The organism is Mycobacterium sp., assembly GCF_040398885.1.
Classification (GTDB): Bacteria; Actinomycetota; Actinomycetes; order Mycobacteriales; family Mycobacteriaceae; genus Mycobacterium.
On the sequence record NZ_JBBATF010000096.1, the window covers coordinates 1 to 11832 of the forward strand.

Genomic DNA, 11832 nt, shown 5'->3' on the forward strand with positions numbered 1-11832 from the left:
AGTACAGGGCGTTGGCGAGATTCCGGCGACCGGCGATCACGGCCGGGTCGGCCGGGTCGAACAACTCGAACAACTCGATCAATCGAGTCCGCACCCGGGTGCGATCCTCCCCGCTGGTGCGTTTGACCAGACCGATCAGCCGGTCGAACCCCGCGGTGGGATCCTGGCCGAGAGCCTCGACGTCGGCCGCGGCGAACGCCGCGTCGATGTCGTCGGGCGCGGCGTCGGCCACCGCGACGACGCCGGGCGAGTGTGACGACGCCCGCTGCAGGAATGAGATCTGACGCAACGCGCCCTTGGCCTCGGCATGCTTGGGATCGGCGTCGAGGATCGCCTGGTAAGCCGCCGCGGCGGCAACGAAGTCGCCGGCGTCCAACTTCTCCCGGGCCTCGGCGAGTCCGGGATCCACCGGCGGCTCGGCCTCGCCGCCCCCGGAGAGCTTGCCGGCGGTGGCCGCCAGCAGCGAGTCGATCCAGCGGCGCAACTGCTCGGGCGGCTGCGGGCCCTCGAAACTGTTCAACGGCTGGCCCCCGGCCAGCGCCACCACCGTGGGCACACCTTCGACGCCGAAGATCGCGCCCACCCGCGGCACGGCGTCGACGTCGACCGACGCCAGCGACCATTTGCCCGCGTCGGCGGACGCCAGCGCGCCCAGTGCGTCGAGCATCTCCAGGCAGGCCCGGCTGCGCGGCGACCACAGCAGCACGACGACAGGCACCTCCGAGGAGCGCACCAACACCTCGGCCTCGAAGTTGGCCTCGGTGATCTCGACGCCACCGTCGGCGCCGTCGCCGGCAGCGGGTTTCTTCAGACCGGACAGATCGACCGCTCCGGTCATCACCGGTGCGATTCTCGGGCGAGGACGCGTCACATCCACAAGTCTGGCACGAAGACGGTTATGACCAACGTCACAGGTCGACGTCCCGGTTGGCCGCAGTGGCCGCCCGGCAAACTCAGGCGCGCAGGATCAGGGCGTCGCCCTGCCCCCCGGCGCCGCACAGTGCGGCCACCGCGTACCCCGAACCACGGCGGGACAACTCCAGTGCCGCGTGCAGGGTGATCCGCGCCCCCGACATCCCGATGGGATGTCCCACGGCGATCGCGCCGCCGTGGATGTTCACCTTCTCCGGGTCGACGCCGAGTTCCCGGGCTGATGCCAGTGACACCGCCGCGAACGCCTCGTTGATCTCGATCACGTCGAGTTGGTCGACGGTGATGCCCTCGCGGGCGACGGCCTTCTTGATCGCGTTGGCCGGCTGGGACTGCAGTGTCGAGTCCGGACCGGCGACGTTGCCGTGCGCACCGATCTCGCAGAGCCAGGTCAGTCCGAGTTCTTCAGCCCTGGCCTTGTTCATCACCACCACGGCGCAGGCGCCGTCGGAGATCTGCGAGGCCGAACCGGCGGTGATGGTGCCGTCCTTCCGGAACGCCGGACGCAGCCCGCTCAACGACTCGGCCGTGGTGTTGGCTCGAATTCCTTCGTCTTCGCCGAATTCGATGGGATCACCCTTGCGCTGCGGAATCTGCACTGGCACAACCTCATCGGCGAATACGCCGTCCTTCCACGCCGCAGCCGCCTTCCGGTGCGACCCGGCGGCGAACTCGTCCTGCTCGAGGCGGGTGAACTTGTCGGCGTCGTTGCGCTGCTCGGTGAGCGCACCCATCGGCTGATCGGTGAACACGTCGTGCAGGCCGTCGTAGGCCATGTGGTCTTTGACCGTCACGTCGCCGTACTTGTAACCCGCGCGGCTGTCCATCAGCAGGTGCGGGGCCTTCGACATGGATTCCTGACCACCGGCCACCACGACATCGAATTCGCCCGCGCGGATCAACTGATCGGCGAGTGCGATGGCGTCGATACCGGACAGGCACATCTTGTTGATGGTCAGCGCGGGCACGTCCCAGCCGATACCGGCGGCCACCGCGGACTGCCGGGCCGGCATCTGGCCGGCCCCGGCGGTGAGCACCTGACCCATGATCACGTACTCGACCAGCGAGGCCTCGACTCCGGCCTTCTCCAGGGCCCCGCGGATCGCGACCGCGCCCAGGTCGCTGCCCGAGAAGTCCTTCAGCGAACCCATCAGCCGCCCGATCGGTGTCCGGGCTCCAGCAACGATCACAGACTTCGTCATCTCTTCCTCCTAAGACATCCACCCGCGGTGGTCATGGAATGCGATCCGGGCCATGGCTGACCAACCGCCTGCGCGAGAGGTTACCGTGTTGTTATGACGACTGAGCACGTCGACGCCCGCGCACTGCTGGCGAGCGCTCTGGTCACCGCGATCGACCATGTGGGCATCGCGGTGCCTGATCTGGACGCCGCGATCGCCTGGTACCACGACACCCTCGGCATGATCCTGGTCCACGAGGAGATCAACGCCGATCAGGGGGTGCGCGAGGCCATGCTGGCCGCGCGCGGCGCTCCGGACGGCAGCGCCCGGATTCAGCTGATGGCACCGCTGGACGAGACCTGCACCATCGCCAGATTCCTCGACAAGCGCGGGCCCGGCATCCAGCAGCTGGCCTGCCGGGTCAGCGATCTCGACGCCCTGTCGGCGCAACTGCGCGACAACGGCGTGCGGCTGCTGTACGACGCGGCGCGGCGCGGCACGGCGAACTCCCGGATCAACTTCATCCACCCGAGGGACGCCGGTGGCGTCCTGGTGGAACTGGTCGAGCCCGCCCGGCACTGAGCGTTCAACCCCTCCGGCGGGTCGGTCCGCGGTCGGCCCGCTTCGACCAGCAGGGCGTGTGCCAGTGCCGCCGATCCTCACCGTCGGTGTCGTCGGTCCGCCACACCGCCACATGGGGAACGCCGGAACGGATTTCGTGATCACACCCGGGACAGCGGTAGGTCTTGACGGCCCTGGCGCCGGGGATCGAGACCACTTCGTAGTCGTGGCCGTCCGGCCCGCACTCGACCCGCCGGAACATCAGAACAGCCGGAACTCGTCGCTGTCCATCCCGCGCATCGAATCGTAATCCAATGTCAAACAACGGATTCCGCGGTCTTCAGCCAGCGTCTTCGCCTGCGGTTTGATCTGCTGGGCCGCGAACACCCCGGCGACCGGCGCCAGCAGCGGATCGCGGTTGAGCAACTCCAGGTACCGGGTCAGCTGTTCCACCCCGTCGATATCGCCGCGCCGCTTGATCTCGACGGCAACCGAGCGGCCGTGGGCGTCGCGGCACAGGATGTCCACCGGGCCGATCGCGGTCATGAACTCCCGGCGCACCAGGGTGTAGCCCTCCCCCAGCAGTTCGACGTGTTCGGCCAGGAGCTCCTGCAGATGTGCCTCGACGCCGTCCTTGACCAGTCCCGGATCCGTGCCCAGGTCATGGCTGGAGTCGTGCTCGATCTCGGTGATGGTGATGCGCAACTGCTCGCCGGACTTGTTCTCCACCAGCCACACCGGAACCTCGCCGTCGGCTGTCTCCGTTAGCCGGCACGGTGGACTCATCCAGTTCAGCGGCTTGTAGGCACGGTCGTCGGCATGCACACTGACCGACCCGTCGGCCTTGACCAGCAACAGTCGCCGCGCCGAGGGCAGGTGGGCGGTCAGCCGGCCCAGGTAGTCGACAGTGCACCGGGCGATCACGAGTCGCACCGATTCAGCATAGGTGTGGGCCGAGGCGACTGCGACGAGGGCGCGGCTCGCGCCGGTCCCCCGCCGATAACCCGGCTACTTGTCTTTGGCGGCCCCGCGCTTGACCCGCTCCTCGTACGCGGCCCGCGCATCCGAGTCGAGGGTGCTCAGCACCCGCTGCCGGGTGATCCGGCCACGGATCGCGCCGAGCATCCTGTCGGGAATCAGGGCCGAGGCGGCCTCGTAGCTGCGCATCCACGCCGGAACCGCCACGATGGCGGTGCGGCCCCGGCAGGTCCCGACGACGGCCTTGGCGATGTCCTCGGGGTCCACGGTCGGCAGCACACCGCCGAGCTGCACCCCGGCCACCAGTTCGGTGCGCACCGCTGACGGCATCACCGTCGTCACGGTGACGCCGGTGCCGGCCAGTTCGTCGCGAAGGGACTCGCTGAACCCGACCACCGCATGCTTGCTGGCGCAGTAGGTGGCCAGCCCGGCGGCGGGCATCTCGCCAAGATAGGACGCCACGTTGACGATGTGGCCCGAGCCGCGCTCGAGCATGCCGGGCAGGACCAGTTTCGTTCCGCGCAGCATGCCGTTGAGGTTGACGTCGATGATCGCGTCGGTGACGGAGTCGGACTCGTCGACGAATCGGCCCGCGGGCATGATGCCGGCGTTGTTGACCAGAACCTGAAGCGGAGGCTTGATTCCGGCCAGGAACTCGCCCCAGGACTCCCGCGAGCGGACGTCGACTCCGCCACCGACACAACCGAGTTCATCGGCGGCCGACTTGGCCAGATCGGCGTCGAGGTCGCCGATGAACACCTGTGCCCCCTCATCGACGAATGCCTTGGCGGTCGCGTAGCCGATTCCGCGGGCCGCACCGGTGATCGCGACCGCGGCGCCTTTCAGCGGGATGGGATTGGGCATGATTCAGCCTCCTGCTCTGGCCCGCATCACCGGGCAATGGGTCATCGCACGCCTGACGACCGGCATGGCTGCCAGCCACTGCTCGCGCCGGCGCTCAAGGACGCCGGCGTCAGAGCAGTATACGTCGCGTCCGATCTGCCGTACCACGAATCGCGGTCGGCGATGGCTCACGATCCCGGGGCCGGAAGTCGTTCCGGGTGAAGCATTTCGGCATCTCTGAGCTGCGCAGGGATGCCGAAGGCGTCGACGAGGGTCTCGACATGCGGGCGCAGTGTCCGGCACCGCTCGTTGATCGCGCGGGTCACCGCCTTGGCGCGCTCGGTGGACAGCAGCCTGTTCTCCATGAACCAGGCCTTGTCGGCCTCGATGACCGTCAGCGCGTAGAGATCGCAAACCATCTCGAGTATCCGGCGCGCCGTCGGGTCGTCGCAGCGGTCTATACCGGCGATGAACGCCTCCAGCAAGGTGCGGTCGACGTGGGCGCGCGCGGTGTGCATGACGTGGTCCTGCGCGACGTTGAAGGCGTCGAACGCCGACATCTTCTTGGAGTTGCGCTGTAGCCGGCGCGCCAGCGACGAGAGCAGGTGCTGCTCGCGGTCTTCGAACATCTTGGCCTGGGTGCCGCGGTTGAACAGGCTGCCCTCTTCCTCGTTGTCCTGACGGGTGTCGAGGATCGTCTGCATGATCGTCTCGGCGGCAGTCCTTATGAGAACGCGTTCGCCGGCGTAGTTGGCGGCGAACCGAACCCATTCGAACGGGCTCATGCTCTTGACGTCGTCGTTGTACTCGGTCAGCAGGTGCTTCGCCACCAGTTGCAGCAGGACGTGGTTGTCGCCTTCGAAGGTGGTGAACACGTCGGTGTCGGCACGCAGTTCGACCAGGCGGTTCTCCGCCAGGTAGCCCGCGCCACCGCAGGCCTCCCGGGCCTCCTGGATCGCCGCACTGGCATGCCAGGTGCTGAGCACTTTGAGTCCCGCAGCCCTGGCCTCCAGGCGGCGTTGCTCCTCGAGGTCGCGAACCGCGGCGGTTTCCTGATCGTGCATTGCCGACACCAGTTCGTTCTCAGCGAACTGCAGCGCGTAGGACTGCGCAATGAAGGGCAGCAGGCGGCGCTGATGCATCAGATAGTCCATTATCGGCACTTCGCGATCTTCGCCCGCGGCATTGAACTGCCTGCGCTGCAACGCATATCGAACGGCGATGTCCAGGGCCACCCGGGCCGCCTGCGCGGCACTTGCCCCGACCGTGATGCGGCCGCGGACCAGCGTCCCGAGCATGGCGAAGAAGCGCCGGTTGGAGTTCTCGATCGGGGAACTGTAGGTGCCGTCCGGCGCGACGTCGGCGAACCGGTTCAGCAGGTTCTCCCGGGGAACCCGAACGTTGTCGAACATGATCCGTCCGTTGTCGACGCCGGGAAGACCGCCTTTGTAGTCGCAGTCCCAGGTCCGCACGCCGGGCATGTCCTTTCCGTCGGCGTCGCGTATCGGCACCACGATGCAGTGCACGCCGTGGTTCTCCCCTTTGGTGATCAGCTGGGCGAAAACAGCTGCCACCGTGGCACTTTCGGCCGCACCGCCGATATAGTCCTTACGCGAGGACGGCGTCGGGGAATTGACGACGAACTCCTCGGTATCCGGATCGTAGGTGGCGGTGGTCTCAATGTGCTGCACGTCGCTGCCGTGCCCGGTCTCCGTCATCGCGAAGCAGCCGAGCAGGTCCAAGGTGATCAGCGGACGTACGTAGGCCTCCTGGTGACGCTCAGTGCCCAGATTCTCGATGGCGCCGCCGAACAGACCCCACAACACTCCGGTCTTGACCATCAGCGACAGGTCCGACATCGCCAGCATCGCGATCTTGGTGACCGCTGCCCCGGCATCGCCGGTGCCGCCGTGATCCTTCCTGAAGCCGTCCTCGGCCGCCCCGGCGGCCGCGATGATCCTCAGCTGCTCGTTGACCCGCGCGCGGGCGACGGCCTTGGTGGGGGTGAAGTGCGGACGGAAGATCTCCAGCGCGAGTTTCTCGCGGATCATCTGCTTGGTGTCGCGCCAGCGCCCATCGAGCACTCGTTGCAGATGTTCACTCGTGGTGGTCATGGCCGGTCCCCTTCTTTGCTCATTCGAAAGTCACATGGATAACCCCCGACCCCGGGTCCGCCTGGGGCGGCACGGGGCCGGGGGTCAACACCGGTGGGGATTGGTGCGGAGTCAGCGTGGAGTGCGCAGGGCGAAGTAGCCGAGCTTGGTGTGGTTGCCCGAACCCAGCCGGTACATGATCTTGCCCAGGTACACACCGGGCACCAGCTCGACGAGCTCGTCGCGGATCTTGCGGATGATCAGACTCGGGTTCGACGCGACGTCCTTGTAGTCGATGACCAGGACGTTGACATTGGCGTTTTCCACGGACGGCTCGACGAAGGTCTTGAACTCGAAGGCGTTCTTCTCGCCGGCGTTGTCCTTCATCGTGTACAGCGGCCAGATAGCCTTGCTGACCACCGACATGCTCTTGGTCATCCGGTTGATGCCCTCGGCGTTGGCCCTGTCGAACTTCTTGCCCTTCCACGGCTTCGCCAACCCGATGACCGTCCGCAGAACGGGATCGGCGAGGGCCTGCATGGTGAACATCACCGCGATGCCGTTGGTGGGGCCGTCCAGATCGGCCGGGGCGGTGCCCAGGTTGAACAGCTCGTTCAGCTCGGCGTCGGAACCTGCCGGATCGGCCTTGGAGCGCTTACCCAGATCCTCGATCCACGCCCACGTCGCGTCGGCCGCGGCATCGGAGTGGGCACCCGCCGAGTCACGCAACCACGCAAGCTTTCCGGCCACGCCCTGGTCGATTGCGGTCCCCATGGTTCCTCCTGATTTGGTCTGTGCCGCAGGGTAGCGGGCTGATGTGAGTGGATCGTATTGAGAAAGGGTGCCAACTCGCAGCGTTATCGGGGAAACAATCTGGCCTATTCGGCTGCGGCTGCCGCAAATCGTTCGGTGCGTGCACCCGGGCGGCGGCGGCATGGTCAGCGACCGTCACCGTCGATTCCGCCGCCCGGGCACGCGCGGGTCAGTGCGTACGCAGCGCGAAGTAGCCGAGCTTGGTGTGATCACCCGAATCGAGCCGGTACATGATCTTGCCGAGGTACACGGTGGGCACCAACTCGACCATCTCGTCGCGGACCTTCTTGACGACCAGGTTGGGGTTGGATTCGACGTCTTTGTAGTCGATCACAAAGACGTTGACGTTGGCGTCGTCCACGGACGGCTCGATGAAGGTCTTGAAGTCGAAGGCCCACTTGTGGCCGTCCGAGTCCGTCTTCATCGTGTACAGCGGCCAGAAGAACTTGCCGGCGATCGACATGCCCTTGGACATGGAGTTGATGCCGGTGTGGTGTTCGGCGTCGAATTTCTTTCCGTCCCACGGCTTCGCAGCCAAGATGAGGGGCCGCAGAACGGCATCGACATGGTCCTCCATGGTGAACATCACCAGGATGCCTTCGGTGGGGCCGTTGAGGTCGATCGGGGGGGCGTCGCCCAGGCGGAACATCTCGTTGAGTTGGGTGTCCGCGCCATCATGGTCGCTCTTGGACAACTCACCCATTTCCTTGATCCACGCCCACGCAGCGTCCGCGGCGCCGCCGGCGTCGGAACCCGCCGATTCGCGCAGCGACGCGAGCCGTGCGGCCACTCCCTGCTCCATAGTGCCTTGACTTGCCATAAACATCCCTCCCGGTTCGGCCGCACGGTCTGCGGGCATCTTCAGAGACACCCAATCGTACGCGCGGATGTTGCCGTATCGCAGGGATTTTTACGGAAAGCCGCCACTCTGCGGGGCGGTCCGCTACCGCCAGTGCACCCGCCGCCCGGGCGTGTCAAGAGGTGCCGTGCACCCGGGCGGCGGCGGCACGGTCAGCGACCGTCACCGTCGATTCCGCCGCCCGGGCACGCGCGGGTCAGTGCGTACGCAGCGCGAAGTAGCCGAGCTTGGTGTGATCACCCGAATCGAGCCGGTACATGATCTTGCCGAGGTACACGGTGGGCACCAACTCGACCATCTCGTCGCGGACCTTCTTGACGACCAGGTTGGGGTTGGATTCGACGTCTTTGTAGTCGATCACAAAGACGTTGACGTTGGCGTCGTCCACGGACGGCTCGATGAAGGTCTTGAAGTCGAAGGCCCACTTGTGGCCGTCCGAGTCCGTCTTCATCGTGTACAGCGGCCAGAAGAACTTGCCGGCGATCGACATGCCCTTGGACATGGAGTTGATGCCGGTGTGGTGTTCGGCGTCGAATTTCTTTCCGTCCCACGGCTTCGCAGCCAAGATGAGGGGCCGCAGAACGGCATCGACATGGTCCTCCATGGTGAACATCACCAGGATGCCTTCGGTGGGGCCGTTGAGGTCGATCGGGGGGGCGTCGCCCAGGCGGAACATCTCGTTGAGTTGGGTGTCCGCGCCATCATGGTCGCTCTTGGACAACTCACCCATTTCCTTGATCCACGCCCACGCAGCGTCCGCGGCGCCGCCGGCGTCGGAACCCGCCGATTCGCGCAGCGAGGCAAGCCTCGCGGCCACTCCCTGCTCCATGGTGCCTTGACTTGCCATGAAAACCTCCCGGTTCGAGCCGCACGTTTATGCGGGTTTCAGAAATTTCCGCGCCGATGTAGATTTCGTCGGCGAAAATTTACGCTACCGGGGGGCTTGCCGTTTCGCAGGCCTTCAGTGAAAGTCAGCGCGGGGTGCGGAGCGCGAAGTAGCCGATCTTGGTGTGCTCGCCCGACTCGTGCCGGTACAGGATCTTGCCGAGGTACACGCCGGGCACCATCTCGACGAGTTCATCGCGGATGTGGCGGATCAGCAGGTTGGGGTTCGACGGGACGTCTTTGTAGTCGATCACCATGACGTTGACGCTCGAATCATCCGCGGACGGCTCGACGAAGGTGTTGAAGTCGAAGGCCCACTTCTCGCCGGCCGGGTCCTCCTTCATGGAGTACAGCGGCCAGACCAGCTTGCCGACGATCGACATGCCCGTGGTCATGTGGTTGATGCCGGTGTCGTGCACGTTGTCGAACCTCTTGCCCTCCCAGGGCCTCCACATCTTCCAGACGAAGTCGATCGCTTTGTCGAGCCTGTCGTCCATGGTGGTCATGACAAGGGTGCCCTCGGTGGGGCCGTCCAGGTCGGCCGGAGGGGTTCCCAGACCGAACATCGCGTTGAGATGGGCGTCTGCGGCATCCTCGTCGAGCTTGGAGAGATCGCGCATCTCGTGAATCCACGCCCACGCCATCTTGGCGGCGCCGGCGGAGTCGGAGTTCGCCGCTTCGCGCAACGCAGCAAGCCTTGCGCCAATCCCCTGCTCCATGATGCCTTGACTGGTCATGAATGCCTCCCGGTAGGCGGAGTTCAGAGACTCTTAAGCGTACGCGGGGGGGGTTGCCGTATCGCAGGAATTTCAGAAAACGCCGACTACCCGGGCGGCGACGGTGCGGTCTGCTACCGCCATGCATCCGCCGCCCGGGCGCCGGGGGGAGTCAGCGCGGAGTGCGCAGCGCGAAGTAGCCGAGCTTGGTGTGGTTGCCCGAACCCAGCCGGTACATGATCTTGCCCAGGTACACACCGGGCACCAGCTCGACGAGCTCGTCGCGGATCTTGCGGATGATCAGACTCGGGTTCGACGCGACGTCCTTGTAGTCGATGACCAGGACGTTGACATTGGCGTTTTCCACGGACGGCTCGACGAAGGTCTTGAACTCGAAGGCGTTCTTCTCGCCGGCGTTGTCCTTCATCGTGTACAGCGGCCAGATAGCCTTGCTGACCACCGACATGCTCTTGGTCATCCGGTTGATGCCCTCGGCGTTGGCCCTGTCGAACTTCTTGCCCTTCCACGGCTTCGCCAACCCGATGACCGTCCGCAGAACGGGATCGGCGAGGGCCTGCATGGTGAACATCACCGCGATGCCGTTGGTGGGGCCGTCCAGATCGGCCGGGACGGTGCCCAGGTTGAACAGCTCGTTCAACTCGGCGTCGGAACGGGCGGGGTCGGCCTTGGACCGGTTGCCCAGATCCTCGATCCACGCCCACGTCGCGTCGGCCGCGGCGCCGGAATGGGCACCCGCCGAGTCGCGCAACCACTGAAGCTTTCCGGCAACGCCCTGGTCGATGGTGGCTCCCATAAATCCTCCTGAGTTGTTCAGCAATGTACGTTCGGCTCCGATCGTATGGCGAGACGATTCGTGTTTGCAATCCGGGTCGCGACTGTGCCCCGATACGACTGTGCGAGGATCGGGAACGTGTCGCACCGGCCTCCTCAGCCTGTTCGCTACCGGGTGGTCGACAGTCCGCTGGGCCCGCTCACGCTGGCCGGCGTCGGCGCGACGTTGACGCACCTGCGGATGGCCGACCAGAGCCACGAGCCGGACCGTTCCGGGTGGGAGCCCGCCGACGGTGACGCTTTCAGGGCGGTCGCCGATCAGCTCGAGGCTTATTTCGCCGGCTCACTGACCGAATTCGACGTAGACCTCGAGCTGGCCGGGACCGATTTTCAGCGCCGCGTCTGGGCGGCGCTGCAGACGATTCCGTACGGCCAAACGCGCTCGTACGGCGAGATCGCCGAACGGATCGGCGCCCCGGGCGCTTCCCGCGCCGTGGGCCTGGCCAACGGGCGCAATCCGGTGGGGATCATCGTCCCGTGCCACCGGGTGATCGGCTCATCGGGAGGACTGACCGGCTACGGCGGCGGACTGGACCGGAAAAGGCTTCTGCTGGCGCTCGAGAAAACGAACAAGCAGGCCGATACGAGCTTTTCGGCCGAGTGAATTCGGCGGCACGCGGTTAAAGCCGAAATTGCCTGGCCCCACAGCAATCGGGGGCCGATTTAATTGTGCTTGCCGGGAATGGGGGAACGCCCCCCGATTTCTCGGGGGGCGTTCCTAATTTGTGTTCGGCGGTGTCCTACTTTTCCACCCGTGTGGGTAGTATCATCGGCGCTTGCAGGCTTAGCTTCCGGGTTCGGGATGGGTCCGGGCGTTTCCCTGCCGCTATGGCCGCCGTAACTTTATGTAAATTGTTGAGTTGCCCTGTGTGTGCACACCTTGTGTGTGGGGTGTGTTTGGTGGTGGGGTGGGTGTTTTCACGATGTGTGGATTGTGTGGTTGCGAGTTTTTGTGGTTTTTTTGTAAGTTTTCGGCCGGTTAGTGCCAGTTCCCTGCACACATTGCTGTGTTTGTAGGTCTGGTCTATCGATCCCGTGGTCTGCGGGGGGCCTTATCCCTCTAAAAGGGTGAGAAGCCTGGTCTTGGAGAAGGTTTCCCGCTTAGATGCTTTCAGCGGTTA

General features: G+C 65.4%; 13 protein-coding genes and 2 rRNA genes. 2 read left to right on the forward strand and 13 right to left on the reverse strand.

Annotation, left to right across the window (positions count from 1 at the left end):
- Together ADBZ5U_RS10270 and ADBZ5U_RS10275 are read right to left on the reverse strand one after the other, a co-directional pair.
- A partial coding sequence (locus ADBZ5U_RS10270) for a tetratricopeptide repeat protein (RefSeq protein ID WP_526265035.1) occupies nucleotides 1-871 on the reverse strand: 871 nt, incomplete at its 3' end.
- 82 nt (nucleotides 872-953) lie between these two features.
- Nucleotides 954-2132, reverse strand: coding sequence for a thiolase family protein (locus ADBZ5U_RS10275; RefSeq protein WP_526265037.1), 1179 nt, complete (start codon nucleotides 2130-2132; stop codon nucleotides 954-956).
- Between the two features lie 93 nt (nucleotides 2133-2225).
- Here ADBZ5U_RS10275 and mce point away from each other — a divergent pair, with 93 nt between their 5' ends.
- The gene (gene mce / locus ADBZ5U_RS10280; protein WP_526265039.1) at nucleotides 2226-2693 is read left to right on the forward strand and encodes a methylmalonyl-CoA epimerase; all 468 of its coding nucleotides are present in this window, start codon (nucleotides 2226-2228) and stop codon (nucleotides 2691-2693) included.
- Between the two features lie 4 nt (nucleotides 2694-2697).
- Here the strand turns inward: mce and ADBZ5U_RS10285 are convergent, their stop codons facing one another.
- The 9 genes from ADBZ5U_RS10285 to ADBZ5U_RS10325 all read right to left on the reverse strand — a co-directional run bounded on the left by ADBZ5U_RS10285 (nucleotide 2698) and on the right by ADBZ5U_RS10325 (nucleotide 10673).
- Nucleotides 2698-2934 (reverse strand): Rv1322 family protein, encoded by a 237-nt coding sequence (locus ADBZ5U_RS10285; RefSeq protein ID WP_526265041.1) that lies wholly within the window; start codon nucleotides 2932-2934, stop codon nucleotides 2698-2700.
- Entirely contained in the window at nucleotides 2934-3605 is a 672-nt protein-coding gene (gene nucS / locus ADBZ5U_RS10290) for an endonuclease NucS (RefSeq protein WP_526265043.1), read from the reverse strand. Before nucS ends, ADBZ5U_RS10285 begins: the two co-directional genes overlap by 1 nt.
- A 75-nt stretch (nucleotides 3606-3680) precedes the next feature.
- The gene (locus tag ADBZ5U_RS10295) at nucleotides 3681-4514 is read right to left on the reverse strand and encodes an SDR family NAD(P)-dependent oxidoreductase (RefSeq protein ID WP_526265045.1); all 834 of its coding nucleotides are present in this window, start codon (nucleotides 4512-4514) and stop codon (nucleotides 3681-3683) included.
- Between the two features lie 167 nt (nucleotides 4515-4681).
- Nucleotides 4682-6607: an acyl-CoA dehydrogenase family protein gene (locus ADBZ5U_RS10300; protein ID WP_526265047.1), complete on the reverse strand. Its 1926-nt coding sequence runs from the start codon at nucleotides 6605-6607 to the stop codon at nucleotides 4682-4684.
- A gap of 111 nt (nucleotides 6608-6718) precedes the next feature.
- On the reverse strand, nucleotides 6719-7360 hold the full coding sequence (locus ADBZ5U_RS10305; protein WP_526265049.1) for a hypothetical protein: 642 nt from the start codon (nucleotides 7358-7360) through the stop codon (nucleotides 6719-6721).
- Between the two features lie 208 nt (nucleotides 7361-7568).
- Nucleotides 7569-8189, reverse strand: coding sequence for a hypothetical protein (locus ADBZ5U_RS10310; protein WP_526265051.1), 621 nt, complete (start codon nucleotides 8187-8189; stop codon nucleotides 7569-7571).
- A 265-nt stretch (nucleotides 8190-8454) separates the two neighbouring features.
- Nucleotides 8455-9105, reverse strand: a complete 651-nt coding sequence (locus tag ADBZ5U_RS10315; RefSeq protein WP_526265053.1) for a hypothetical protein — start codon at nucleotides 9103-9105, stop codon at nucleotides 8455-8457.
- A gap of 124 nt (nucleotides 9106-9229) precedes the next feature.
- Complete coding sequence (locus tag ADBZ5U_RS10320) at nucleotides 9230-9880, reverse strand: hypothetical protein (protein WP_526265055.1); 651 nt, start codon at nucleotides 9878-9880, stop codon at nucleotides 9230-9232.
- 151 nt (nucleotides 9881-10031) lie between these two features.
- Entirely contained in the window at nucleotides 10032-10673 is a 642-nt protein-coding gene (locus ADBZ5U_RS10325) for a hypothetical protein (protein ID WP_526265057.1), read from the reverse strand.
- A gap of 117 nt (nucleotides 10674-10790) precedes the next feature.
- Here ADBZ5U_RS10325 and ADBZ5U_RS10330 point away from each other — a divergent pair, with 117 nt between their 5' ends.
- Nucleotides 10791-11315, forward strand: coding sequence for a methylated-DNA--[protein]-cysteine S-methyltransferase (locus ADBZ5U_RS10330; RefSeq protein WP_526265059.1), 525 nt, complete (start codon nucleotides 10791-10793; stop codon nucleotides 11313-11315).
- Between the two features lie 123 nt (nucleotides 11316-11438).
- Here ADBZ5U_RS10330 and rrf read toward each other — a convergent pair.
- Nucleotides 11439-11551, reverse strand: a 5S ribosomal RNA gene (gene rrf, locus ADBZ5U_RS10335).
- A gap of 119 nt (nucleotides 11552-11670) precedes the next feature.
- Nucleotides 11671-11832, reverse strand: a 23S ribosomal RNA gene (locus ADBZ5U_RS10340); the annotation flags it as partial.

Coding starts and splice junctions, on each gene's coding strand:
- ADBZ5U_RS10285 (WP_526265041.1), bottom strand. CDS start 2,934: ATGTTCCGGCGGGTCGAGTGCGGGCCGGACGGCCACGACTACGAAGTG.
- ADBZ5U_RS10315 (WP_526265053.1), bottom strand. CDS start 9,105: ATGGCAAGTCAAGGCACCATGGAGCAGGGAGTGGCCGCGAGGCTTGCC.
- ADBZ5U_RS10320 (WP_526265055.1), bottom strand. CDS start 9,880: ATGACCAGTCAAGGCATCATGGAGCAGGGGATTGGCGCAAGGCTTGCT.
- mce (WP_526265039.1), top strand. CDS start 2,226: ATGACGACTGAGCACGTCGACGCCCGCGCACTGCTGGCGAGCGCTCTG.
- ADBZ5U_RS10295 (WP_526265045.1), bottom strand. CDS start 4,514: ATGCCCAATCCCATCCCGCTGAAAGGCGCCGCGGTCGCGATCACCGGT.
- ADBZ5U_RS10300 (WP_526265047.1), bottom strand. CDS start 6,607: ATGACCACCACGAGTGAACATCTGCAACGAGTGCTCGATGGGCGCTGG.
- ADBZ5U_RS10305 (WP_526265049.1), bottom strand. CDS start 7,360: ATGGGGACCGCAATCGACCAGGGCGTGGCCGGAAAGCTTGCGTGGTTG.
- ADBZ5U_RS10275 (WP_526265037.1), bottom strand. CDS start 2,132: ATGACGAAGTCTGTGATCGTTGCTGGAGCCCGGACACCGATCGGGCGG.
- ADBZ5U_RS10325 (WP_526265057.1), bottom strand. CDS start 10,673: ATGGGAGCCACCATCGACCAGGGCGTTGCCGGAAAGCTTCAGTGGTTG.